Origin of the sequence: Serratia odorifera, assembly GCF_041448735.1 — a bacterium.
Classification (GTDB): domain Bacteria; phylum Pseudomonadota; class Gammaproteobacteria; order Enterobacterales; family Enterobacteriaceae; genus Serratia_F; species Serratia_F odorifera.
In genome coordinates, this window is record NZ_JBGMUT010000013.1 from 46049 (window position 1) to 71583 (window position 25535).

The window sequence follows — 25535 nt, forward strand, 5'->3', positions numbered from 1 at the left end:
TGGCTTTTTTCATCATATTGGAATCCCAATATCCCCTTGTGAGAGTGTGATCACAGAAAAATAATCCACTTGGCTTATTTTTGGTATGCCAAATCGCGAAACAGCGGTACGCGAATCGGTCATCTGAGCCAGCACAACACAACAAGGGGTGGTGTCATGTCATTTCGGGACCGGCTAATAGACTCTCTGGGAGCCTTCGCCAACAAGTTCAACAGTTACAGATACATCATGGCCATCAAGGCGTCGTTCATCACGCTGATGCCGGTGATTATCGTCGGCGCGTTTTCGGTGCTGATCTCCAATATGGTGATGGATCCCAAGAACGGCCTGGCCAGCTTCGCCATGTTCTCGTTCCTGGCGGATTTCAAGCCGATCATGAGCAGCATCAACTACGCCACGCTGAGCTTTCTCAACATTGGCGCGGTATTTCTGATCGGTATCGAGCTGGGCAAGATTAACGGATCGCGATCGCTGTTCCCCGGCCTGCTGGCGGTGATCTGTTTTATCGCGGTCACGCCGACCACCGTTGAACTGATGGTCAACAACCAGATGCAGGTGGTGAAAGACGTACTGGCGAAGCAGTTTTCGGATACCCGCAGCCTGTTCCTCGGCATGTTTATCGCCATTTTGTCGGTAGAGGTCTATTCCAGACTGGAAACCCTCGACCGGCTGAAAATCAAAATGCCGGAAAGCGTGCCGCCGAACGTCTCTGCGTCGTTTTCGGCGCTGATCCCGGCGATCATCACCGTAGTGGCGATCGCCACCTTTGGCTTTGTCTTCCACCGCGTCACCGGCATTTACCTGTATGACGCGGTGTATCAGGTGGTGCAGCAGCCGCTGGAAACGGTGGTGCAAAGCCTGCCTGGCATTCTGATCCTGATGTTCGTGGCGCAGCTGTTCTGGGTGATTGGCATTCATGGTAACCAGATGGTGAAACCGATCCGCGAGCCGCTGTTGCTGGGGGCGATCATGGTCAACATGACCGCCTTCGAGCAGGGCAAGGAGATCCCCAACATCATCACCATGCCGTTCTGGGATGTGTATATGAGCATCGGCGGATCCGGCATCACGCTGGGGTTGCTGTTTGCGGTGATGATCGCCACCAAGCGCAAGGAGATGCGGGAAATCAGCAAGCTGTCGCTTGGGCCGAGCTTCTTCAACATCAATGAACCGGTGATCTTCGGGATGCCGATCATGCTCAACCCGATCCTGGCGATCCCGTTCATCATCACGCCGCTGGTCACCGGCACCATCGGCTATTTCGCCACCAGCATCGGTTTCGCCGGCAAGGCGGTGGTGATGGTGCCGTGGACCACGCCGCCGATCATCAATGCCTGGCTGTCGACCGCCGGATCGATGGGGGCGGTGGTCACCCAGTTGATCTGCATCGTGGTCGCCACGCTGATTTACCTGCCGTTTGTCAAAGTGGCGGCGCGCCGCGCCGAGCAGGCTGAACAACCCGTTATACAGAATGCATGAGGTGCGCAATGAGTCAGGTTTCACTCGAAATACCCAGCGATTTTATCCTCGGCGCGGCGGCTTCCGCCTGGCAGACCGAGGGCTGGAGCGGCAAAAAACCGGGGCAGGATTCTTACCTGGATTTGTGGTATCGGCACGATCGCCACGTTTGGCATAACGGCTACGGCCCGTCGGTCGCCACCGACTTTATCAATCGCTACCGTGAAGACGTGGCGTTGATGAAGCAAAGCGGCGTCAGCCATTACCGTACGTCGATCAACTGGTCGCGTTTCCTTACCGATTATGAGCAAGGGGTGGTGGATGAGGAGTACGCTGCCTATATCGACGCCTTGCTGGACGAAATGAAACGCCAGGGCGTCGAGCCGATGCTGTGTCTGGAGCACTACGAGCTGCCGGGTTACCTGCTGGAAAAATACCAAGGCTGGAACTCCAGGCGGGTGGTGGAACTGTTCGTACTGTATGCGCGTCGGGTATTTGAGCGCTTCGGCGACAAGGTGACGCGCTGGTTCACCTTCAACGAGCCGGTGGTGGTGCAGACGCGGGTATACCTTGACGCCATCCGCTGGCCGTACGAGCAGAACACCGGCAAATGGATGCAGTGGAACCACCATAAAAATCTGGCGACCGCTTCGGTGGTGCAGTTGTTCCGCCAGATGGGCTGTGCCGGCAGCATCGGGGTGATCCTCAACCCGGAAGTGACCTATCCGCGCTCCAGTGCGCCGCACGACCGGCGTGCCGCCGAGCTTTACGATCTGTTCTATAACCGGGTGTTTCTCGATCCGGCGATCAAGGGAGAATACCCGGCGGAACTGCTGACGCTGCTGAACCAGCATGGGGTGCATTTTGCCTGGACGCCGGAGGACATGGCGCTGATCCGCGACAACACCGTCGACGAAGTGGGTATCAACCTGTATTACCCGCACCGCGTCAAGGCGCCGAGCCGCCAATGGCACAGCGCAACGCCGTTCCACCCGGCGATGTACTACGAGCATTTTGAACTGCCGGGGCGGCGGATGAACAAATCGCGCGGTTGGGAAATCCTGCCGAAAATCGTTTACGACATGGGCCTGCGCATGCGCGACGAGTACGGCAACATTGCCTGGTTTGTCGCGGAGAACGGTATGGGCATTGAGAACGAAGCGCAGTTTAAAAATGCCGACGGCGAAATCCAGGACGACTACCGCATCGAATTCATTGGCGAACATCTCTATTGGACGCTGAAAGCGGTAGAGGCCGGGGTGAACTGCCGGGGCTATATGCTGTGGGCGTTTACCGACAACGTGTCGCCGATGAACGCCTTCAAGAACCGCTACGGCCTGATTGAGATCGATCTGGACAACCAGCGTAACCGGCGGCCAAAAAAGTCGGCGCACTGGTTCCGCGCACTGAGCGACAGCCGGCGACTGACCCTGACGCTTGACGATGAAAACAAATAAGGAATTGCTGATGAAACGAATCGTTCTGGCCTGCTCGGCGGGCATGTCCACCTCGCTGGTGGTGACCAAAATGGAAAAAGAGGCGGCGGCGCGCGGGCTGGAATTACAGATCTACGCCATCCCCGAACAGAATCTGCGAGATGAGCTGCAAAGTTACGGCAACGATATCCTTGCGGTGCTGCTGGGGCCGCAGGTGCGCTTCAAGCTGACGGAAAACAAAAAGCTGACTGACCACTACCAGATCCCGATCGCGGTGATCGATTCTGTGGCATACGGCACGTTAAACGGCGCAAAAGTACTCGATCAGGCGCTGGGTTTGGTAGACTAGCCCGGTTGTCGTCCCAACGGCTGGCGGGTGAGCCCATCATCCGCCAGTGCATGCCGTCGGGAGCGGACTTTTCGGGCTAGATACCTCTTGTATGCAAGGTATGGCATGGGCCAGGCGTCTTTCAGGGTGAAACGGTGAACAAAGTCGTGATTCCGCAGGAAAAAAAGCAGTATCAGGAGATTGGACGGGACCTTCGGCAAAAAATTCAGCAGGGCCATTTCGCTATCGGCACGCGTCTCCCGCCCGAGCGCAACATCGCCGAAACCTACGGTGTCAGCCGAACTATTGTGCGCGAAGCGCTGCTGATGCTAGAACTGGAAGGTACGGTGGATATTCGCCAGAGCTCGGGCGTCTACGTGATCCGCATGCCGAACGACGCGGCGGAAGATGACGATTCGCTGTTGCACAGCGAGGTCGGGCCGTTTGAAATGCTCCAGGCGCGCCAACTGCTGGAAAGCAATATCGCGGCGTTTGCCGCCAAAATGGCCACCAAGGCCGACATCGAAAATTTGCGGCGTACGCTGGAACAGGAACAACGCGCCATCATTGCCAATGACGAAAGCGGCGACAATGACAAGATGTTCCATCTGCTGATCGCCGGTGCAACCCAGAATCAGATGCTGCTGGATACGGTAAAAAGCCTCTGGCAGCGGCGGGATGCCAGCCCGCTGTGGCAGCAGTTGCACAGCCGCATTGCTACCAAGGGCTATCGGCTGAAGTGGCTGGCGGATCACCAGAACATTCTGGCGGCGCTGCGCCGTCGCGACGTGATGGGATCGTATCAGGCGATGTGGCAGCACATGGAAAACATCAAAGGCACGCTGATGGAGCTGTCTGACGTCGATGCCCCGGAATTCGACGGCTATCTGTTTGAGTCGGTGCCGATCTTCCAGGGCAAGCTGGTGTAGGGCGAACTACCCCTGGTCGAGCGCATTGTTGATGCTGGCGACCGAATGGCGCCGCACCAGCGTCGGGCTGAACATATTGGTGATTTCCGGCAGCGGCTGGCCGTTGGCCAGCGCCAGCGCCAGTTCTGCCGCCTGGGTTGCCATTGCCACCACCGGGTAGCGCACGGTGGTCAGGCGCGGTCGCAGATAGCGCGAAATCAGTACATCATCAAAGCCAATCAACGATATCTGCCCCGGCACGTCGATGCTGTTATCGCTCAGCACCGACAGCGCCCCGGCGGCCACCGGATCGTTATAGCAGGTCACCGCGCTGAAGCTCTTGCCACGCCCCAGCAGTTCGGTCATCGCCTGCTCGCCGCCAATTTCGTCCGGTTCGCCGTAGGCAATCAGCTTTTCATCCACCGCAATACCGTGTTCCTGCAACGCGTCCAGATAGCCCTGCAGGCGATCGGTGGCGTCGGAAATCTGGTGGGTGGAACAGATGATGGCAATGCGCTGGTGCCCCTGCTGGATCAGATGGCGGGTCGCCAGCCAGGCGCCGTAACGATCGTCCAACGCCACGCAGCGGGTTTCATAACCGGGCAGCGTGCGGTTGATCAGCACCATACCGGGGATTTGCTGCATCCAGACGCTCAGCTCCATATCGGTCAGTTTTTTGGCGTGTACCACCAGTGCTGCACAGCGGTGGCGCACCAGCTGCTCTATCGCCTGACGCTCTTTTTCGGCGTCGTGGTAACCGTTGCCAATCAGCAGAAAGTTATGGGTGGTGTAGGCCACTTGCTCAACGGCTTTCACCATGGCGCCGAAGAACGGATCGGAGACGTCGGAGACGATCAGTCCGACGGTTTCGGTGGATTGTTGCGCCAGCGCGCGGGCGTTGGCGTTGGGGTGATACTGTAATTGCTCCATCGCCGCCAGCACTGCGCTGCGCGAACCATCGCTGGCCTTCGGCGAGTTATTGATCACGCGAGATACCGTGGCAACGGAAACGCCCGCCAGCCTGGCAACATCCTTTATGGTAGCCATATATGCTTCAACTTATCCTGGGGTAATCGCTTACATTCCCCAGTTTTGCGGAAAAACCGTTCGGCTGCAAGTCGCCGACTGCGTAACTGTGGCGGCGTTGGCAGATATTGGCACGTTATCCTCATTTGGCGGTGGCGCAGCGCTGCGCTTAGGCCGTGATGCGAAGGTAATAGAGCGATTTGTACTTTGGCTGTCCCCGCCGGCAATGGTATTTTTGCCCATTCCATTTTTTGTTTGAGAACGTCATGTCTATTAAACGTTATCCGCAACTCGCACACTGGGGGGCGTATACCGCCGTGGTTGAAGACGGCCGGCTGATCCGCTGCGAACCGTTTGCCGGCGATCCCGATCCGTCGCCGATGCTCGATTCCATTGTGCCGATGACCTATTCGGACAAACGCATTCGCAAACCGGCGGTGCGCCGCTCCTGGTTGCAAAAACGCGAGGGCAGCGACCGCACCCTGCGCGGCCGCGAGGATTTCGTCGAGGTAGACTGGGAGCTGGCGCTGGATCTGGTGGCGGAAGAAAATCGTCGTGTGCGCGACCGCTACGGCCCCTCTGGCCTGTTCACCGGGTCTTACGGCTGGTCTTCCGCCGGGCGCCTGCATCACGCGCGTTCACTGGTGCGCCGCTTCTACTTTTCCGGCGGCGGCGGTGTCGATCAGTTGGGTAACTACAGCTGGGGCGCGGCGCAGTTCTTCCTGCCGTACGTCATCGGCACCTTTACGCCACTGACCGGGCGGGTGACCAGCTGGCCGAGCGTGGTGGAACATTGCGATATCTTCCTGGCGTTTGGCGGACTGGCGCTGAAAAACGCTCAGGTGTCCTCCGGTGGGGCGGCGGAGCATGCGTTGAAACCGTGGCTGGAAAAACTGGTGCGCAAGGGCACGCCGGTGATCAACATCAGCCCAATGCGCGACGATTGCCCGGCCTTCGTCAATGCCGAATGGATCCCGATCCGCCCCAATACCGACGTCGCGCTGATGCTGGCGCTGGGCTATGAGATCCAGCGACATGGCGCGCAGGATGAAGCCTTCCTTGCCAGTCATTGCGTGGGTTACCCCCAATTGGCGGACTATTTGCGCGGCGTAACCGATGGCGTAGCGAAAACCCCGCAGTGGGCCAGCGCCATCACCGGCATTCCGGCGGAGCGCATTGCCGGTTTGGCACAGCAACTGATTGGCGTGCGCAGTTTCATCACCTGTTCCTATTCGGTGCAACGCGCACACCGTGGCGAACAGCCGTACTGGATGATGATTGCCCTGTCGGCGATGCTGGGGCAGGTCGGGCTGCCGGGCGGTGGTTTTTCGTTCGGCCACGGTTCAATGAACGGCGTTGGCAACCCGCGGGTTGATACCCCCGGGCCAACCATGCCGGTAGGCAGTAACCCGGCCAATCTGGCGATCCCGGTGGCGCGCATTTGCGACATGCTGCTGCAACCCGGCGAAGCGTACCAGTTCCAGGGCGAAACGCGGCACTATCCGGATATTCATCTGGTGCATTGGGCCGGCGGCAATCCGTTCCATCACCATCAGCAGCTGAACCGACTGATGGAGGGCTGGCAAAAGCCGGACACGGTGATCGTGCAGGACATCTGGTGGACACCGGCGGCGAAAATGGCCGATATCGTGCTACCGGTCACCAGTTCGCTGGAGCGTAACGACATTGGTGGTTCGTCGCGCGATCGTTACGTATTGGCGATGCATCAGGCGATCGCGCCACAGCACCAGGCGCGCAACGATTTTGACATTTTCGCCGATCTGGCCGAACGGCTGGGGTATCGCCAGTCGTTCACCGAAAACCGCAGCGAACGCCAGTGGATTGAGCATATTTACCGTCAGTGTGGTTTGGCGCAGGCGGGCACCGGTGTGGCATGGCCGGCGTTCGAAACGTTCTGGCAGCAAGGTTATGTCGAATTGCCGGCACCGGAACGGGACTTCGTCTTCTTTGACCAGTTCCGCGACGATCCGCACGGCCACCCGCTGCAAACGCCAAGCGGGAAGATCGAACTGTTCAGCGAAAAAATCGCCGGCTATGGCTACCAGGATTTTGCCCCGCATCCGCAGTGGCAGCCGCCGGTTGAATGGCTGGGGGCGCCGCAGGCGCAGCAGTGGCCACTGCATTTGATCTCGATCCAGCCGGCCGATCGGCTGCACAGCCAGATGGATCCGGCGCCGCAGGTACAGGCCAATAAAACCGCCGGCCGTGAGACGCTGTATATGCACCCGACCGATGCCGAGACGCGCGACATTGACGACGGCGCGCAGGTGCTGGTCAGCAATGCGCGCGGCGGCTGCCTGGCCGGCGTCAGCATCACCGATGGCGTGACGCCCGGCGTGGTGCTGATGGCCACCGGCGCCTGGTTCGATCCGGGCTTTGGCGCGCAGCGGCATGCCGTCGAACAGGCCGGCAATCCCAACGTGCTGACGCTGGATATCGGCACCTCGCCGTTGACCCAGGGGCCGAATGCCATGAGTTGCCTGGTGGAGGTCAGTGCGGTATTGCCGAACGGCGCAGCTTGACGGCAAAAAACGGCCTTACGCCGATTTTTGCTGCTCAACGGGCGCGTTTTCCGCGCGGCCGAATACGCATTTTTTGCTACGTTTTTCCGCGAGATCGTTGACGTTTCATTGAGTTATTACTGACGAACGCGGAAATTTACAGCTGGTTGCATTTAGAGCAAAACTCTTTCGATTCAACGGTAGTTTCTTACAGCGGGCATCTCTAAAGTAGGCAGTCCCAGAGGTATTGATTGGTGAGAAATCGACATACTCTGTATGTTGAAGCCATTTTCAATTGCACCAACCTACGCGGATGCGTAGGTTTTTTTTTGCCTGCCATATAGTATCCTTTCCCTACAAGCAGTTAGCGCCCGGTTTTTTGGGGCGGTTATCCGCCACCGCGCTGATTGCATCGCCGGCAAGCCCATGGGAGAGCGGTATGATCATGTCTGTATTGCGCACGGTGTTTCGCCTGCTTTATCGCGTGCGCGTCGAGGGCGATGCCCGCCATTTTGATCAGCAGAAACTGCTGATCACCCCCAACCACGTCTCTTTTATCGATGGCGTGCTGCTGGCGCTGTTTTTACCGATCAAACCGGTATTCGCGGTGTATTCCAGCGTCTCGGAACGCTGGTTTATGCGTTGGCTGAAGCCGTACATCGACTTCGTTTTTCTTGATCCCACCAAGCCGATGGCGATCAAGCATCTGGTGCGCGAAGTGCAAAAAGGGCGACCGATCGTGGTGTTCCCGGAAGGGCGTATAACCGTGACCGGCTCGCTGATGAAGATTTACGAAGGCGCCGGGTTTATTGCCGCCAAGTCCGGCGCCACGGTGGTGCCGGTGCGCATCGACGGCCCGGAATTCAGCCCGTTTGGCCGCATGAAAGGGGTATTTCGGATCCGCGCCTTTCCGCAGGTGACCATCAGCATTCTGCCGCCGACCACTCTGCCGATGCCGGAGGCGCCGCGTGCCCGCGAGCGGCGCATGCTGGCCGGTGACCGCCTGCATCAAATCATGATGAAGGCGCGCATGGATAGCCGCAAACCGCAGACCCTGTTTGAGGCGCTGCTGTCGGCAACCGAGCGTTACGGTATGGCCAAACCCTGTATTGAAGACATCAATTTCAAGGAAGACAGCTATCGCACGTTGCTTAAAAAATCGTTGGGTGTCAGTCGGATCCTGCAACGTTTCACCGCCCAGGGCGAACATGTCGGCATGCTGCTGCCTAACGCCACCATTACCGCCGCCGCCATTTTCGGTGCGTCGCTAGGGGATCGTATCCCGGCGCTGCTCAACTATACCGCCGGCGCCAATGGCTTGAGGAGTGCGATGACGGCGGCCACCATCCGCACTATCGTCACTTCGCGCCAGTTTCTGGAGAAGGGCAAGCTGACCCATTTGCCGGAGCAGGTGCCGGACGCCAACTGGGTATATCTGGAAGACCTGAAAGATACCGTCACCCTGGCCGACAAACTGTGGATCCTGCGTCATTTACTGCAGCCGAGACGTGCCATGCTGCCGCAACGGCCGGACGATGCGGCGCTGATTCTGTTTACCTCCGGTTCGGAAGGCAACCCGAAAGGGGTAGTGCATTCTCATGCCAGCCTGCTGGCCAACGTCGAGCAGATCCGTACCATCGCCGACTTTACGCCGCGCGATCGCTTTATGTCATCGTTGCCGCTGTTCCATTCATTCGGCCTGACGGTCGGGCTGATTACTCCGCTGATGACCGGCAGCCGCATCTTCCTCTATCCCAGTCCGCTGCATTACCGCGTGGTGCCGGAACTGGTGTATGACCGTAACTGCACCGTACTGTTCGGCACCGCCACCTTCCTCAACAATTACGCCAGATTCGCCCATCCGTATGATTTCGCCCGCCTGCGTTACGTGGTGGCCGGGGCGGAAAAACTGGCGGACAGCACCAAACAGATCTACCAGGACAAATACGGCATTCGCATCCTGGAAGGCTATGGCGTGACCGAGTGTGCGCCGGTGGTTTCGATTAACGTACCGCTGGCGACCAAGGTCGGCACCGTGGGCCGCATCATGCCGCAAATGCAGGCGCGGCTGATGCCGGTGCCGGGCATCGATCGGGGAGGACGTCTGCAACTGCGTGGGCCGAACATCATGAAAGGGTATCTGCGGGTTGAACGGCCCGGCGAACTGGAGCCGCCCGTCGCCGAGGATCAACAGGGCAACCTGCAACCGGGCTGGTACGACACCGGTGACATCGTGACGCTGGACGAACAGGGATATTGCACCATTCGCGGTCGGGTGAAGCGTTTTGCCAAACTGGCAGGGGAGATGATCTCACTGGAGAGCGTGGAACAGCTGGCGCTGCGCGTCGCCCCGGAGGGGCATCACGCCGCCACGGTGAAAAGCGACAGCAGCAAAGGCGAAGCGCTGGTGCTGTATACCACCGATGACAGCATTACCCGCGACGCCTTGCTGCGCGTGGCGCGTGAACAGGGCAGCCCGGAGCTGGTGGTCCCGCGTGACATTCGCCTGATAAAAACCTTGCCGGTGCTGGGCAGCGGCAAACCTGACTATGTCACCCTGCGTAAAATGGCTGAACAGCCGGAGAGTGTCTGATGAATCAGCCGTTGACTGATAATGCCCCCCTGCTGTCGCGCGGCATGATCGCCGTGATTTGCGCGCAGTTCCTCTCGGCCTTCGGCGACAATGCCTTGCTGTTCGCCACGCTGGCGTTGATCAAACAGCAGCTTTACCCGGACTGGAGCCAGCCGATACTGCAAATGGCCTTCGTCGCCACCTACATCATTCTGGCGCCGTTCGTTGGCCAGATTGCCGACAGTTTTGCCAAAGGGCGCGTCATGATGTTCGCCAACGGCCTAAAGCTGGCCGGGGCGCTGGTGATCTGCTTTGGTCTGAATCCGTTTCTGGGCTACAGCCTGGTGGGCGTGGGAGCTGCGGCGTATTCACCGGCGAAGTACGGCATTCTGGGCGAAATCACCAGCGGTGAGAAGCTGGTCAAGGCCAATGGCCTGATGGAAGCGTCGACCATTGCCGCGATCCTCATCGGTTCGGTGGCCGGCGGCGTGCTGGCGGATTGGCACATTATTGCCGCGCTGGCGGTGTGTGCGCTGGTCTACGCGGCGGCGGTGGTTGCCAACCTGTATATTCCACGGCTGGCGGCGGCACGGCCGGGAGCCTCCTGGCGACCACGCGCCATGACGCGCAGTTTCTTTGCCGCCAGTGTCACGCTGTGGCGCGACGGACAAACGCGCTTTTCGCTGATTGGCACCAGCCTGTTCTGGGGGGCGGGCGTGACGTTACGTTTTCTGTTGGTGTTATGGGTGCCGGTGGCGCTCGGCATCGCCGACAACGCGACGCCGACGCTGCTCAACGCCATGGTGGCGGTAGGGATTGTGATCGGCGCCGGTGTCGCCGCACGGTTTGTGACGCTGGAAACGGTGCGGCGCTGCATGCCGGCCGGTATTCTGATTGGCGTGGTGGTGGCGCTGTTTGCGCTGCAAACCGCGATGATTAACGCCTATGCCTTGCTGATGCTGATTGGCGTACTGGGCGGGTTCTTCGTGGTTCCGCTGAACGCCCTGCTGCAGGAGCGCGGCAAGCGCTCGGTAGGGGCCGGCAACGCGATTGCGGTGCAGAATCTGGGCGAAAATACCGCCATGCTGTTGATGCTGGGCCTGTATTCGCTGGTGGTGAAGCTTGGCGTACCGGTGGTTGGCGTGGGCGTCGGGTTTGGCGTGGTATTTGCGCTGGCGATTGCCGCACTGTGGCTGTCACAGCGCCGCGCCGGTCGGGCAGGGTAATAGCGGGCCGGGATTGCCGGCCCGTGGTGGTTATGGCGCAGGAATGGTGAAGCGGGTATGAATTTCCTCCAACCCGTGTAACACCTCTTGGTCCAGCGTCAGGTTGAAGCTGTCGATATTGGTCTGCAACTGTGCCAGGGTGGTTGCGCCCAGCAGCGTGCTGGCGACAAACGGCTGTTGGCGCACAAATGCCAGCGCCATTTGCGCCGGATCCAGATTATGTCGCTGCGCCAGCGCCACGTATTCGGCAATCGCCCGTTGGGTGTGCGGCGCCGAATAGCGGGTGAAGCGGCTAAACAGGGTATTGCGCGCCCCGGCCGGCTTGGCGCCGTTCAGGTATTTGCCGGTCAGTGTGCCAAAGGCCAGGCTGGAATAGGCCAGTAATTCTACCCCTTCAAACTGGCTGATTTCCGCCAGCCCCACTTCAAAACTGCGGTTCAGCAGGCTGTACGGATTCTGAATGGTGACAATGCGCGGTAGCTGGTGCTTTTCCGCCAGGCTCAGGTAACGCATCACGCCGTACGGGGTTTCATTGGATACGCCGATATAGCGGATCTTGCCGGCGCGTACCTGTTCGGACAGCGCTTCCAGCGTTTCCAGCAGGGTGACGCTGGCCATCTCGTCAGTATATTGATAGTTCAGCTTGCCGAAACAGTTGGTGCTGCGCTGCGGCCAGTGAAGCTGGTACAGATCGAGATAATCGGTGTTCAGACGTTGCAGACTGGCGTCCAGCGCGGCGCGAATGTTTTTGCGATCGAGCGCCTGCTGCGGTCGGATGCCGCTGTCATTGCCGCGCACCGGTCCGGAGACTTTGCTGGCCAGTACGATTTTTTCGCGGTTGCCGCGCGCCTTGATCCAACTGCCGATGTAACGTTCGGTCAGCCCCTGGGTTTCCGGGCGAGGTGGGACAGGATACATTTCGGCGGTATCGATCAGATTGATGCCTGCGGCTAACGCATAATCCAGTTGCGCGTGGGCATCGGCTTCGCTGTTCTGTTCGCCAAAGGTCATGGTGCCCAGTCCCAGCACGCTCACTTCTAAAGAACTGTGGGGAATACGATGATATTGCATTAACGATCTTCCTTACTTGATAGCGCTGCGGGCAGCGATGCCCGGTGAAACAGGAGTCTGCCGTCAGGTTCGTCGCCTAGAGAGCGTCAGGACGCTCTGCTCGACTATAACCAAGCTGCGCGGAAGGGGAAAGCGGATTAAATGCGGCGGAGGGAACAGAATGGCTACCGCGCGCTGACGTCAGCGATAGCCGTTGAGACGATTAACGCTCGATAACCTGCGATACCTGATCGCCATTGATTTGGCGGCTGTTGCCGGCTTCATCGTGGTAGCTGATCAGACCGGTATCTTCATCGATCTCGGGTTTCCCCTGGGTCAGGATCATCTTGCCGTCTTTGGTTGCCATCACGTAATCACTGGAGCAGCCTGCCAATCCGGCGGCCATCACCACGGCGCAAACTGCCATTACCCACTTTTTCATCCTGCGGATCCTCAATTAAGCATAAAAGAACGTTGTTATAAGATTAGCAAATGATGCGTAAAGGTTATCTCAGATAACTCTTTATCTTGGCAAGTTAAAGGATTCGTTGACCGGAGGCGCACAGGGATGCGCCTCCGTTAAGGTTAGGCGGTTGGCTTGTCTTTCTTGCCGCGCATCAGGTTGAGCGCTTCTACCGACATCGAGAAGAACATGGCGAAGTAGATGTAACCCTTTGGCACATGAACCTGGAAGCTTTCCAGCATCAGGGTGAAGCCGACCAGGATCAGGAACGCCAGCGCCAGCATCTTCACCGACGGATGACGATTGACGAATTCGCCAATCGGCCGCGCGGCGAACATCATTACGCCGACTGCAATCACCACCGCCGCCATCATGATAAACAGATGATCGGACAGGCCAACGGCGGTAATCACCGAATCCAGGCTAAAGATGATATCCAGCAGCATGATCTGCACGATGGCACCAAAAAAGCCATGCACCTTGCTGCTGTGATGCTCTTCGGAGCCTTCGATGGTTTCGTGGATCTCCTTGCTGGCCTTCCAGATCAGGAACAGACCGCCAAACAGCAGGATCAGATCCCTGGCTGAAATGCTGTGTTCCATGACGGTAAACAGCGGGTGGGTCAGGCGAATCACCCAGGCGATGGAGGCCAGCAGCCCCAGCCGCATCAGCATTGCCCCCGCCAAGCCGATCCGACGTGCCTTGTTCTGCTGCGCTTTAGGCAGCTTTGCCACCACCAGAGAAAGGAAGATGATGTTATCGATACCCAGAATGATCTCCAGGATGGTCAGCGTACCTAACGCCAACCACGCATTGGGATCTACAATCCACTCAAACATTGCCCAGCACACCTTAAAAATTTCAAAGAGGGAATTATACGCACTTATCGAGATTACGACATTAGTTAAACGCGAACTAAACAAAGGCGCTTTAAATTAAGAAATGTCTTGCCAGTAGCGCGCCGGTAAAGCTTTTTTTCAAATAAAAACCGCGCGGCAGCGTCATGATCGGCTGCCCCTGTTCGCCGATGGCTTCGGTCAGCGCTTTACTGTTGGCGGCCTTGGGCCGCAGTTGCAGCACCTCGCCGTGGCGAGCGGTAATGCGCTCAACGTGGCCAAGCACGATCAGATCCATTAATTCTTCCCAGTCGCGGCGCAGCATCTCTTCTTCCTGCGCGTTCGGACTCCACAGCAGCGGCGAGCCGATGCGCCGATGCGCTAACGGAATCTGCCGTTCACCTTCTACCGGGATCCATAATACCCGCGCCAGTTTGTGCCGCACGTGGCTGCTGTGCCAGGTCACGCCGCTGTTGCCGGTGAGTGGGGCGACGCACACGAAGGTGGTTTCCAGCGGCTTGCCGGCGGCGTCTATCGGGATGGTTTTCAATTCAATGCCCAGCTCGGGGAAATCCTGTTCCGGCTTGCTGCCGGCCATGGCGCCCAGATACAGCTCCAACAGCATGCCAACCCAACCCTTGTCCCGCTTCAAGTCCCTGGGGATGGCGATGTTTGCCTGGGAGGCGAGTTCGCCAAAGCTACAGCCGGCAAGCTGTTGCGCGCGCGCCAGCAGCTGTTGTTCATCTTTCGGCGGCGGGAGCAGCGGGGATAAAAGCGCCATAAATCAAGCCTGTGTTTGGTGGTTAAAAAATGCACTGCATTTACCCTCGGTAGTCAGCCTGGGCTGCCGCCTGGGGAAAAGGTTAATAGTAGCATGATTTTACATGGGTTTTTCTGATGCCGGCGGCCAGAAAGCGATTTCTGTTTTCGCTTGTGCACCTGTAGCCACCGACAATGAACAGGATCTTACACCTATTTATCCACAGATTTATGGGATAACCCACATTTTTACCGATCACTGGTTCGATTTACAGCCTTGACTCAGCGGTTTTTTTGCGAATTTGTCCGATTTGTGCGTAACGCAGGCGAATAATCTGTGGATAAAAACATCTTTGGTGGATCTTTCACCAGCGCAAGATCCCAAGCGTGCATAGATCACATTTTCACCCTGTACATAACTGACGATAACGATTTACCTGGTTGTTTTAAAACAATAAATAAATAATTCACCCAGGGGCGTATTTGGCGTTGAAAGAAGTTTTACCGGCTTATCCCTTGAGTTCTTCACACACCTATCCACAGAAAAAGTGAATAAATCGCCGCGAAAATCCCGCTCGTTGTTTATAACTTTGCCATTATCTGTGAGTTATCCCAACGTTATCCGAGACGCAGCGCTGCAAAGCAGTGGTTTACCGCCTGTAGCTTGTGTGAAACAATCAGAGCATCTTTACGAATTTTGCTTATCGAGGTAGTCCGGTGATCGATGATGATGGCTACCGCCCGAATGTTGGTATCGTAATCTGTAATCGTCAGGGGCAGGTCCTGTGGGCCCGCCGCTACGGTCAGCACTCCTGGCAGTTTCCCCAAGGTGGGATTAACCCTGGCGAAACCGCGGAACAGGCCATGTATCGTGAGCTGTTCGAAGAAGTGGGGTTGAATAAAAAGGATGTGCGTATCCTGGCTTCAACCCGTAACTGGTTGCGCTATAAATTGCCAAAACGTTTGGTGCGTTGGGACACAAAGCCGGTTTGTATCGGCCAAAAGCAGAAATGGTTTCTGTTGCAGCTAATGTGCAATGACGCGGATATTAATATGCAGCGCAGCAGCACGCCGGAATTTGACGGCTGGCGTTGGGTGAGCTTCTGGTATCCCGTACGTCAGGTGGTATCGTTCAAACGTGACGTGTACCGCCGGGTGATGAAAGAATTCGCCGCAACCGTGATGCCGATGCAGGAGCAGACAGCGCCACGGCAGGCTCCCGCTTACCGCCGAAAAAGAGGTTAAGTTAAGCAGACTATGCTCACGCGCTTGCGAGAAATTGTTGAGAAGGTAGCCGCGGCAGCCAGTTTGACAGATGCGCTGGATCTTTTGGTCAATGAAACCTGTCAGGCGATGGACACCGAAGTGTGTTCCATCTATCTGGCAGATAACGATCGTCGTTGCTATTACCTGATGGCGACGCGCGGGTTGAAAAAGCCGCGCGGGCGTACCATTGCCCTGGCGTTTGACGAAGGCGTGGTTGGCCTGGTCGGTCGGCGGGCAGAACCGATCAACCTGGCGGATGCGCAAAGCCACCCCAGTTTCAAATATGTGCCGCAGGTGAAGGAAGATCGTTTCCGTTCGTTCCTCGGCGTGCCGATTATCCACCGCCGCCAGCTGTTGGGCGTGTTGGTGGTGCAGCAGCGCGAGCTGCGCCAGTTCGATGAAAGCGAAGAGTCTTTCATGGTTACGCTGGCCACGCAGATGGCCGGCATTCTCTCCCAATCGCAACTCAACGCCATCTTCGGTCAATATCGCCAGACGCGTATCCGCGCCCTGGCGGCGTCGCCGGGCGTAGCGGTGGCCGAAGGCTGGCAGGACAGCAGCCAGCCGTCGCTCGACCAGGTCTTCAGAGCCTCGACGCTGGATACCGTCAGCGAACGCGATCGGCTGACCCAGGCGCTGGAAGAAGCCGGCGCGGAGTTCCGCCGATTCAGCAAACGCTTTGCCGCCAGCTCGCAAAAAGAGAGCGCGGCGATCTTCGATCTTTATTCCCACCTGTTGAACGACGCGCGCCTGAAACGCGAACTGTTTGCCGAAATCGACGCCGGTTCGGTGGCGGAGTGGGCGGTCAAGCAGGTGATTGAGGCGTTTGCCGCCCAGTTTGCCAGCCTGCAGGATACCTACATGCGCGAACGCGCCAGCGATCTGCGCGCGCTCGGCCAGCGGCTGCTGTTCCACCTTGATGACACCACCGAGGGCGCCACCCAGTGGCCGGCTCGCTTTGTGCTGGTGGCGGACGAACTGACGGCGACGCTGTTGGCGGAAGTGCCGCCGGATCGTCTGGCCGGCGTGGTGGTGCGCGACGGTGCCGCCAACTCGCACGCCGCGATCCTGGTACGCGCAATGGGCGTGCCGACGGTGATGGGGGCCGATATTCAGCCGTCGTTGCTGAACCAGCGGCTGCTGATTGTTGACGGCTATCGCGGTGAACTGCTGGTCGATCCGGAGCCGGTGCTGGTGCAGGAATATCAGCGGCTGATTAACGAAGAGCTGGAACTCAGCAAGCTGGCGGAAGACGACGTTGAACAACCGGCCCAGATGAAAGGCGGTGAGCGGATTCAGGTGATGCTCAATGCCGGTTTAAGCCCGGAACATGAGCAACTGCTGGGAGGCCGGGTCGACGGTGTCGGCCTGTATCGCACCGAAATCCCGTTCATGCTGCAAAGCGGCTTTCCGTCGGAAGAAGAACAGGTGGCGCAGTATCAGGGCATGTTGCAGCTTTATCCCAGCAAACCGGTCACGCTGCGCACGCTGGATATCGGTGCCGACAAACAGCTGCCGTACATGCCGATCAGCGAAGAAAACCCGTGTCTGGGCTGGCGCGGTATCCGCGTTACCCTCGATCAGCCGGAAATATTCCTGATCCAGGTGCGCGCGATGCTGCGCGCCAATGCCGGTACCGGCAACCTGGGCATTCTGTTGCCGATGATCACCAGCCTGGATGAGATCGACGAGGCGAAACGGTTGATCGAACGTGCCGGCAACGAGGTAGAAGAAGTGTTGGGATATGCCATTCCCAAGCCGAAGATCGGCGTGATGCTTGAAGTGCCGTCCATGATCTTCCTGATCCCCTTCCTGGCTCGGCGGGTTGATTTTATTTCGGTTGGTACCAACGATCTCACGCAGTATCTGTTGGCGGTCGATCGCAACAATACCCGCGTGGCGTCGCTGTATGACAGCCTGCATCCGTCGATGCTGCGGGTGCTGAAGATGATCGTCGAGCAGGGGGAGGCCGCCGGTTTGCAGGTGGGGCTGTGCGGCGAACTGGCCGGCGATCCGATGGGCGCGCTGCTGTTGGTTGGCATGGGGTATCGCCATCTCAGCATGAACGGACGCAGCGTGGCGCGGATCAAATACCTGCTGCGGCATATCGAACTGGCAGAGGCGCAAGCCCTGTCACAGCGGGTGCTCAATGCCCAGATGACCACCGAAGTGCGCCATCTGGTGGCGGCATTTATGGAGCGGCGCAGCATGGGCGGGCTGATTCGTGGCGGGCGCTGAGCCGCGCGCTGACTGATTTTTTTACAGAACTTTTCCCTGCGGGCCAGGCCGGACAGCGCTAAGCCTATGTTATGATGCGTTTCCTCCATTGCGCTGCCGCCAGAAAGCTGGCCGGCACCGCGTTTGGCACCTGCCGCCCCCACTGGGGAAGAATAATCGACATAATTGACATGTTGTGGTGATAGATGAGCAATAGCTATCTGGCGTTTCCTAAATTTGATCCGGTGATTTTTTCAATCGGCCCGGTATCGTTGCACTGGTACGGTTTGATGTACCTGGTCGGCTTTGTCTTTGCCATGTGGCTGGCGATCCGCCGTGCCAATAAACCGGGCAGCGGCTGGACCAAAGACGAAGTGGAAAACCTGCTGTATGCCGGTTTCCTCGGGGTGTTTGTCGGTGGCCGCGTTGGCTATGTGCTGTTCTACAATCTGCCGTTGTTCCTTGATAATCCGTTGTACCTGTTCAAAGTCTGGGATGGCGGCATGTCATTCCACGGCGGCCTGCTGGGCGTGATTCTGGTGATGTTCTGGTTTGCACGTCGCACCAAGCGCACGTTCTTCCAGGTATCGGATTTTATCGCGCCGCTGATCCCGTTTGGTCTGGGGGCCGGGCGTCTCGGCAATTTCATCAACGGCGAACTGTGGGGCCGCGTCACCTCCGACGTGCCTTGGGCGATGCTGTTCCCCGGCTCGCGCAATGAAGACATCGCCATTGCCGCCGCCGATCCGCAATGGCTGCCGTTGCTGAACCAGTACGGTGTGCTGCCGCGTCACCCTTCGCAGCTGTATGAACTGCTGCTTGAAGGCGTAGTGCTGTTTATCATTCTGAATCTGTTTATTCGCAAATCACGCCCAATGGGTGCGGTTTCCGGCCTGTTCCTGATTGGCTATGGGGCGTTTCGCATCATCGTCGAAGCCTTCCGCCAGCCGGACGCGCAGCTCGGCCTGTTCGACGGCGTGATCAGTATGGGGCAGATCCTGTCGATTCCGATGGTATTGGCCGGTATCATTATGATGATTTGGGCGTATCGTCGTCGTCCACAGCAACAAACTTCGTGAGGAAAAATGAAACAGTATCTGGATTTGATGAAGAAAGTGCTCGCCGAGGGCACCCCTAAAGCCGATCGTACCGGCACTGGCACGTTGTCCATTTTCGGCCACCAGATGCGTTTCAATTTGCAGGACGGCTTCCCGTTGGTGACCACCAAAAAATGTCACCTGCGCTCAATCATTCATGAACTGCTGTGGTTCCTGAACGGTGATACCAATACTGCCTATTTGCGTGACAATAAGGTCACCATCTGGGACGAATGGGCGGATGAAAACGGCGATCTTGGCCCGGTGTATGGCAAGCAGTGGCGCGCATGGGGCGCGGCGGATGGGCGTCAAATCGACCAGTTGAGTAACGTACTGCAACAGTTGAAACAAGACCCGGATTCCCGTCGCATCATCGTTTCCGCTTGGAACGTCGGCGAACTGGAGCAGATGGCGCTGGCGCCGTGCCATGCGTTCTTCCAGTTCTACGTGGCCGACGGCAAGCTGTCTTGCCAACTGTACCAGCGGTCGTGCGACGTGTTCCTCGGTCTGCCGTTTAATATCGCCAGCTACGCGCTGCTGGTGCATATGATGGCGCAGCAGTGTGACCTGCAGGTCGGTGACTTCGTCTGGACCGGCGGCGACACCCATCTCTATAGCAACCATATGGAACAGACGGCGTTGCAGTTGACCCGTGAGCCACGGCCATTGCCGAAGCTGGTAATCAAGCGCAAACCGGCGTCGCTGTTTGATTACCGTTTCGATGACTTCGAAATCGAAGGTTACGATCCGCATCCTGCCATCAAGGCACCGGTCGCCATCTGACCGTCAATCAAGCAACTCTCCAGGCGCAACTTGTTTGCGCCTTTTTTTCGCCCGTCGCGGCGTCGCAATAGATTATTTTGCGCAGCGCCTCGTATTTTGATGGGCAGTTTCAGCCTGTGCATCAATAAATTGCGTAACGTTTTCCAGCCTTCACACCGTCCGCTGTTCACTTTTTTTCTGCGCGTTACACTCGCCGCCATGAAAAACAGATGCATTCGTCACGCCCACCGCCAGCGCGGCATGACGCTGATAGAGCTGCTGGTGGTGATCGCCCTGGCCGCATTGCTGAGCGGTTGGGGTGTCGGCCACTGGCAGCAGCACCGGCAGGCGTTACGGTTGGAACATTCCGCGCTGCAACTGCTGGCGTTTCTCACTCGCCTGCAGGCTGACGCCAACTGGCGCAATCGTGCCGCGCTGCTGTGGTTCAAACCGGGGGAGCATTGGTGCGTCGGCAGTGGTAGCGAACCGCTGACCTGTGACACGGCCGAAGGTTGGGTATTTCTGACACCGTCTGCAGACGTGCTGTTGAGCGATTATACCCGCAAGGAGATCGGTTTTTACGGCCTGCGCAACAGCGCCCAGGCCGGGCATATCCAATTGAGCAACGCTGTTGGCAGCCTGCGGGTGGTGCTATCGGCGCAAGGACGGCTGCGGTTATGCAGCGTCGAGGCGGCGCTTGGCGGGATCGGCCGATGTTAGCGTCCTCGCAAGGTTTTAGCTTGCCCGAAGCGCTGCTGGCGATGGTTTTCGGCAGTCTGGTTGCGTTGGCGGCTGCCAAAACGTATCCGCTTTTGCGTCAGCAGAGCGTGACTCTTGGCCACTATTATCGCCTGGAACTGGCGCTGCGCCAGCTGGCATTCGGCATTGAAAAAGATCTTCGTCGCACCGGGTTCTGTGCCGGTGATTGTCACGGCCAACCGCTACTCATTGGCCAGCACCGGGGGGAAGCAAACGCCAGCTGTGTGATCGTCCGTTACGATCTGAACCGCAATGGCCGTTGGGAAAGGGGCGGCAGCGAAGCCGAACAATTTGCCTATCGGCTGCGCCAGGGGGCGTTGGAGCGCCAACGCGGCGTGAGTCACTGCCATGGCGGCGGTTGGGAACGGTTGCTCGATCATCAGCAAATTCATATCGACAGCTTCAGGATCGACATGCTGCCCGGCCGGCATCGCCGCCAGGCGGTACACCTGTCGCTGACAGGGCATGCAACGGCGCGGCCGCATATCCAGCGTACGCTGACCGTTACCGTCAGCCTGGTGTTACGATGAACTCGCAGCGGCAGCGGGGCGGCAGTGCGTTGGCTGCGGTGATGCTGCTGCTGGCGATGGGGCTGATGCTGTTAACTGCCCAGCAGCGGCAACTGGACAACGCTCTGTTGCTGGCGGCCGATCAGCAGCGTTATCTGGTGGCGTATAATCAGGCGTCGTCGGCGCTGAATTGGGGCCTGGTGCAGCCATGGCCGGTCGCTCGGCTGAACGTGCAACGCTGGCATTGTCTGCGTCATATGGCTGAGTTGCAGGTCTGCGGCAGAATGTCGGCTCGGGCCGGGATCGTGCTGCTGCGCGGCCGGGGAACGCTGGCTGGCGATCGGCCGCTTTGGCTCTACCAGTTGGCGACGCCAGACGACCAGGGCAAACTGGCCGCGGTAGTCGGCGGGCGCCTGGATTTCTGCCCGGAAAGAAACGAGGCCGACTGTGCGGACTGAGTCGATAGCGGCCGATGCGGCGCCTCAACGCGGCTTCAGCCTGCCTGAGGTGTTAATTGCCGCGCTGTTGTTCTCGGTGTCGTTACTCGGCCTGTTGCAGTACCATCAGGTATTGTTACAGGGATTTCAGCGCCAATGGCAATCTCGCCAGGCCTGGGCATTGGCGCATCAACAGTTGGAGCGTGATGCCGCCGGCCTTGAGGGGGTGGAGACGCTTGCCCCCGGCTGGCGACGTGAACTACAGCACAGTGGCGAAGATGGCGCTTGCCATCGGCTGACGGTCACGATACAAACCCCGCAACGACAGCGGATCCAGCTTGGCCGCTGGTATTGCGACGGCGATTTGCCTGGCGGCAGCGGTGGTCACCGATCGGGGCAGCCAGCGACGGTACCGTTGCGCCACGCGGGCGTGAAACAGTGACGCGGCGCCAGCGTGGCGTCAGAGCCGCGCTATTTTTTACAGTATGACGGGTTTAAAGGAGTCTCATGTTCACGGTTTACCATTCCAATCAGCTGGATTTGCTGAAGACGCTGACCAGTGCGTTGATCGACAGAGAACCGTTGGCCGATCCTTTTCAAGCGGAAGTCATACTGGTTCAGAGCCCCGGCATGGCGCAGTGGTTGCAGATGCAACTGGCCGAACAGTTCGGTATTGCCGCCAATATCGCCTTCCCGTTGCCGGCATCGTTTATCTGGGAAATGTTCACCCGCGTATTGCCCGGTATCCCGCAGGAGAGCGCCTTCAGTAAAGACGCCATGACCTGGAAACTGATGTGGCTGCTGCCGGATATGCTGACCGAGCCGGAGTTTGTGTCGTTACAGCATTATCTGTCCGACGACGACGACAAGCGCAAAATCCATCAGTTGGCCGGGCGAGTGGCCGATCTGTTTGACCAATATCTGGTGTATCGGCCGCAGTGGCTGGAAAGCTGGCAACGCGGCGAGCGTATCGACGCCCTGTCAGAGGCGCAGCAATGGCAGGCGCCGTTATGGGCACGCCTGGTGGAGTACACCCGGCAGCTTGGGCAGCCGGAGTGGCACCGAGCCAATCTGTACCGGCGTTTCATCAGCACCCTGGAACAGGCACAAACCTGCCCGCCGGGCTTGCCACCACGGGTGTTTATCTGCGGCATTTCGGCGCTGCCGCCGATCTACCTTGAGGCGTTGCAGGCGTTGGGCAAACATATCGATATTCATCTTATGTTCACCAACCCGTGCCGTTACTACTGGGGCGATATTCAGGATTATGCGTTCCTGGCGCGGCTGCAAAGCCGTAAACGCCGCCATCACCAGCAGGCGCGCGAACAGGGGCTATTCCGCCAGCCGGAGCAGGCCGCACAGCTGTTTGACGCCGACGGTGAACAGCGCTTGAGCAACCCGCTGCTGGCCTCCTGGGGCAAGCTGGGGCGCGACCATTTGTACCTGCTGGCGCAGATGGCGTCGTTGCAGGAGGTTGACGCCTTTGTGGATATTGCGCCGGACAACCTGCTGCATGCCATTCAGCATGACATGCTGGAGCTGGAGGATCACGCAATTATCGGCACCACGGCGCAAACGCTGGAGCGCAGCGACAACAAGCGTACGCTCGATCCCGCCGATCGCTCCATCAGCCTGCACGCCTGCCATAGTCCACAACGCGAGGTGGAGGTGCTGCACGACAGACTGCTGGCGATGCTGGCGGAGGATCCGCAGATGACGCCGCGTGACATCATCGTGATGGTGGCCGACATCGACAGCTATACGCCGTACATTCAGGCGGTATTCGGTAATGCGCCGCCGGAGCGCTATTTGCCGTTCGCCATTTCCGACCGGAAAGCACGACAGGCTCACCCTGCCTTGCAGGCGTTTATTTCACTGCTGGATCTGCCGCAGAGTCGTTTTTCTGCTGAACAGGTGCTGGCGTTGCTGGAGGTTCCGGCGCTGGCGGCGCGCTTCGCCATCGATGAAGAGGGGCTGCGTCTGTTGCGTCGCTGGGTCAGCGAATCCGGTGTACGCTGGGGGCTGGACGATGACAACGTGCGTCAACTGGCGCTGCCGGCCACCGGCCAGCACACCTGGCAGTTCGGCATCACGCGCATGCTGCTCGGTTATGCGATGGACAGCAATATCGGCGACTGGCAAGGCGTCTTGCCGTATGACGAGTCGAGCGGGTTGGCGGCGGAGCTGGCCGGACAACTGGCGGAGCTGTTGGCGCAGCTTGCCGACTGGCGGCAACGGTTGGGCGAAGCACGTACGCTGGCGGAGTGGCTGCCGCTATGCCGCCGATTGTTGGACAGTTTTTTTGCCGCCGATGCCGACACGGAAGTGATACTGGCGCTGATCGAACAGCAGTGGCAGCAGGTGATCGAGTTCGGCCAGGGGGCGCGTTACCCCGACGCGGTACCCCTGACGCTGTTGCGAGACGAGCTGGCAGCACGGCTCGACCAGGAGCGTATCAGCCAGCGTTTTCTGGCTGGGCAAATCAATTTCTGCACCTTGATGCCGATGCGCTCCATTCCGTTCAAGGTAGTATGCCTGCTGGGCATGAACGACGGCGTTTACCCGCGCACCCTGCCACCGCTGGGCTTTGACCTGATGGCTCAACAGGTCAAGCGTGGCGATCGCAGCCGGCGCGACGATGACCGCTACCTGTTCCTTGAGGCCATCCTGTCGGCGCAGCAGCAGTTGTATATCAGCTTTATCGGCCGGTCGATTCAGGATAATAGCGAGCGTTATCCCTCGGTGCTGGTGACCGAGTTGCTGGAGTATCTGCAACAAAGCTATTGTTTACCGGGCGATGAGCACCTGGACGCCGACGGCAGCGCGCAGCGGGTCGGTGAGCATTTGCTGCGCTGGCATGCCCGCATGCCGTTCGCCGTAGAGAACTTTCTGCCGGAGGCCGAAGCGCAGAGCTACGCTGCCGAATGGCTACCGGCTGCCGACCGGCGCGGTGAAGCGCACCCGGTGTTCAATCAGCCGCTGCCGCTAGAACCGCAGACGCAGCTATCACTTGACGATCTGCTGCGTTTCTATCGCCATCCGATCCGCGCCTTCTTCCAACTGCGCCTGGGGGTCAACTTCATTCTGGAAGAAACCGAACTGGCGGATGAGGAACCGTTTACGCTGGACAACCTCAGCCGCTATCAATTCAACAATCAGCTGCTGAACGCGCTGATTGAAGACCAGGATGCGACGCGGCTGTATCAGCGGATACGCGCTTCCGGCGGTTTGCCGTACGGCCCGTTTGGCGAGATCTACTGGCAAAAACAGCAAGAGGAAATGAGCGAACTGGCAGCGCAGGTACGCGAAGAAAGGCGGGAAAGCAGTAGCCTGGAGCTGGATCTCGACATCGCCGGCGTGCGCCTTGGCGGCTGGCTGCATCAGGTGCAGCACGACGGTCTGCTGCGTTGGCGGCCAGCGACGCTGTCTGCGGTCGACGGTATCTTGCTGTGGCTGGAACATCTGGCCTATTGCTGTGCCGGCGGCGAGGGTGAAAGCCGGATGTTCGGGCGCAAGAACGCCGTCTGGCGTTTTGCCGCATTGCCGCCAGAGGCTGCGCGAGCCCAGCTTGCCGAGCTGATCGCCGGTTATCAGCGCGGGCTGTGTGAACCGCTGATGCTGCTGAACAAAAGCGGCTGGGCGTGGTTAAGCCAGTGCTATCAGCAGGACTCACAGCAGATTGATTGGGGCGAGGAGGCGCAGGCCAAGGCGCGGGCCAAACTGCTGCTGGCATGGCAGGGCGATCAGCGCATTCCCGGCGAGGGGGAGGATCCGTATATTCAGCGGGTATTCCGTCAGTTGGACAACGCCACGCTGGCACAAATTGTGGCGGAAACAGAGCGTTACCTGCTGCCGGTGGCTCGCCATAATATAGGGTGATCGTCACCGGGTGGTACTGGTTGTC

General features: G+C 58.7%; 21 protein-coding genes. 16 read left to right on the forward strand and 5 right to left on the reverse strand.

What is annotated here, in order from left to right; translation table 11 throughout:
- Positions 1-156 precede the first annotated feature (156 nt).
- The 4 genes from ACCC84_RS21100 (at position 157) to ACCC84_RS21115 (ending at position 4151) form a co-directional block, all read left to right on the forward strand.
- Positions 157-1479 (forward strand): PTS sugar transporter subunit IIC, encoded by a 1323-nt coding sequence (locus tag ACCC84_RS21100; RefSeq protein WP_004959127.1) that lies wholly within the window; start codon positions 157-159, stop codon positions 1477-1479.
- 8 nt (positions 1480-1487) lie between these two features.
- Complete coding sequence (locus ACCC84_RS21105) at positions 1488-2915, forward strand: glycoside hydrolase family 1 protein (protein ID WP_198773905.1); 1428 nt, start codon at positions 1488-1490, stop codon at positions 2913-2915.
- Between the two features lie 10 nt (positions 2916-2925).
- The gene (locus ACCC84_RS21110) at positions 2926-3243 is read left to right on the forward strand and encodes a PTS sugar transporter subunit IIB (RefSeq protein WP_039991799.1); all 318 of its coding nucleotides are present in this window, start codon (positions 2926-2928) and stop codon (positions 3241-3243) included.
- Between the two features lie 134 nt (positions 3244-3377).
- Positions 3378-4151, forward strand: coding sequence for an FCD domain-containing protein (locus ACCC84_RS21115; protein WP_371902248.1), 774 nt, complete (start codon positions 3378-3380; stop codon positions 4149-4151).
- A gap of 6 nt (positions 4152-4157) precedes the next feature.
- Here ACCC84_RS21115 and galR read toward each other — a convergent pair whose 3' ends face one another.
- Positions 4158-5177 (reverse strand): HTH-type transcriptional regulator GalR, encoded by a 1020-nt coding sequence (galR, locus tag ACCC84_RS21120; RefSeq protein ID WP_004959134.1) that lies wholly within the window; start codon positions 5175-5177, stop codon positions 4158-4160.
- 245 nt (positions 5178-5422) lie between these two features.
- On the opposite strand from galR, the gene ACCC84_RS21125 reads away from it, so the two are divergent.
- The 3 genes from ACCC84_RS21125 (at position 5423) to lplT (ending at position 11476) form a co-directional block, all read left to right on the forward strand.
- Positions 5423-7699 carry a molybdopterin guanine dinucleotide-containing S/N-oxide reductase gene (locus ACCC84_RS21125; RefSeq protein ID WP_004959136.1) on the forward strand — a complete coding sequence of 759 codons (2277 nt, stop codon included), beginning with the start codon at positions 5423-5425 and terminating at the stop codon, positions 7697-7699.
- A gap of 418 nt (positions 7700-8117) precedes the next feature.
- Entirely contained in the window at positions 8118-10271 is a 2154-nt protein-coding gene (gene aas, locus ACCC84_RS21130) for a bifunctional acyl-ACP--phospholipid O-acyltransferase/long-chain-fatty-acid--ACP ligase (RefSeq protein ID WP_198773906.1), read from the forward strand.
- On the forward strand, positions 10271-11476 hold the full coding sequence (lplT, locus tag ACCC84_RS21135) for a lysophospholipid transporter LplT (RefSeq protein WP_004959138.1): 1206 nt from the start codon (positions 10271-10273) through the stop codon (positions 11474-11476). The genes aas and lplT overlap by 1 nt, the downstream gene beginning before the upstream one ends.
- Before the next feature lie 30 nt (positions 11477-11506).
- Here lplT and ACCC84_RS21140 read toward each other — a convergent pair whose 3' ends face one another.
- The 4 genes from ACCC84_RS21140 to mutH form a co-directional block, all read right to left on the reverse strand.
- On the reverse strand, positions 11507-12547 hold the full coding sequence (locus ACCC84_RS21140) for an NADP(H)-dependent aldo-keto reductase (RefSeq protein WP_039991800.1): 1041 nt from the start codon (positions 12545-12547) through the stop codon (positions 11507-11509).
- A 202-nt stretch (positions 12548-12749) separates the two neighbouring features.
- Complete coding sequence (locus tag ACCC84_RS21145; protein WP_004959143.1) at positions 12750-12968, reverse strand: YgdI/YgdR family lipoprotein; 219 nt, start codon at positions 12966-12968, stop codon at positions 12750-12752.
- A gap of 143 nt (positions 12969-13111) precedes the next feature.
- Positions 13112-13828, reverse strand: coding sequence for a TerC family protein (locus tag ACCC84_RS21150; protein ID WP_004959150.1), 717 nt, complete (start codon positions 13826-13828; stop codon positions 13112-13114).
- Positions 13829-13919: 91 nt separating this feature from the next.
- Entirely contained in the window at positions 13920-14606 is a 687-nt protein-coding gene (gene mutH / locus ACCC84_RS21155) for a DNA mismatch repair endonuclease MutH (RefSeq protein ID WP_088499773.1), read from the reverse strand.
- 695 nt (positions 14607-15301) lie between these two features.
- Here mutH and rppH point away from each other — a divergent pair.
- From rppH to recC, 9 genes are all read left to right on the forward strand, one after another.
- Positions 15302-15829, forward strand: coding sequence for an RNA pyrophosphohydrolase (gene rppH / locus ACCC84_RS21160; protein WP_004959157.1), 528 nt, complete (start codon positions 15302-15304; stop codon positions 15827-15829).
- A 12-nt stretch (positions 15830-15841) separates the two neighbouring features.
- The gene (gene ptsP, locus ACCC84_RS21165) at positions 15842-18088 is read left to right on the forward strand and encodes a phosphoenolpyruvate--protein phosphotransferase (RefSeq protein ID WP_004959163.1); all 2247 of its coding nucleotides are present in this window, start codon (positions 15842-15844) and stop codon (positions 18086-18088) included.
- 185 nt (positions 18089-18273) lie between these two features.
- Entirely contained in the window at positions 18274-19146 is an 873-nt protein-coding gene (gene lgt / locus ACCC84_RS21170; protein WP_004959164.1) for a prolipoprotein diacylglyceryl transferase, read from the forward strand.
- A gap of 6 nt (positions 19147-19152) precedes the next feature.
- A complete protein-coding gene (thyA, locus tag ACCC84_RS21175) occupies positions 19153-19947 on the forward strand; it encodes a thymidylate synthase (protein ID WP_004959165.1) in 795 nt (264 codons plus the stop codon).
- Positions 19948-20145: 198 nt separating this feature from the next.
- Positions 20146-20646: a prepilin peptidase-dependent protein gene (locus ACCC84_RS21180; protein ID WP_198773911.1), complete on the forward strand. Its 501-nt coding sequence runs from the start codon at positions 20146-20148 to the stop codon at positions 20644-20646.
- A complete protein-coding gene (locus tag ACCC84_RS21185) occupies positions 20640-21215 on the forward strand; it encodes a prepilin peptidase-dependent protein (protein WP_039991802.1) in 576 nt (191 codons plus the stop codon). Before ACCC84_RS21180 ends, ACCC84_RS21185 begins: the two co-directional genes overlap by 7 nt.
- Positions 21212-21652 carry a YgdB family protein gene (locus ACCC84_RS21190; protein ID WP_004959168.1) on the forward strand — a complete coding sequence of 147 codons (441 nt, stop codon included), beginning with the start codon at positions 21212-21214 and terminating at the stop codon, positions 21650-21652. The genes ACCC84_RS21185 and ACCC84_RS21190 overlap by 4 nt, the downstream gene beginning before the upstream one ends.
- On the forward strand, positions 21642-22073 hold the full coding sequence (locus tag ACCC84_RS21195; protein WP_004959169.1) for a prepilin-type N-terminal cleavage/methylation domain-containing protein: 432 nt from the start codon (positions 21642-21644) through the stop codon (positions 22071-22073). The genes ACCC84_RS21190 and ACCC84_RS21195 overlap by 11 nt, the downstream gene beginning before the upstream one ends.
- A 65-nt stretch (positions 22074-22138) precedes the next feature.
- Positions 22139-25510, forward strand: a complete 3372-nt coding sequence (gene recC / locus ACCC84_RS21200; RefSeq protein ID WP_371902249.1) for an exodeoxyribonuclease V subunit gamma — start codon at positions 22139-22141, stop codon at positions 25508-25510.
- Positions 25511-25535: the final 25 nt, after the last annotated feature.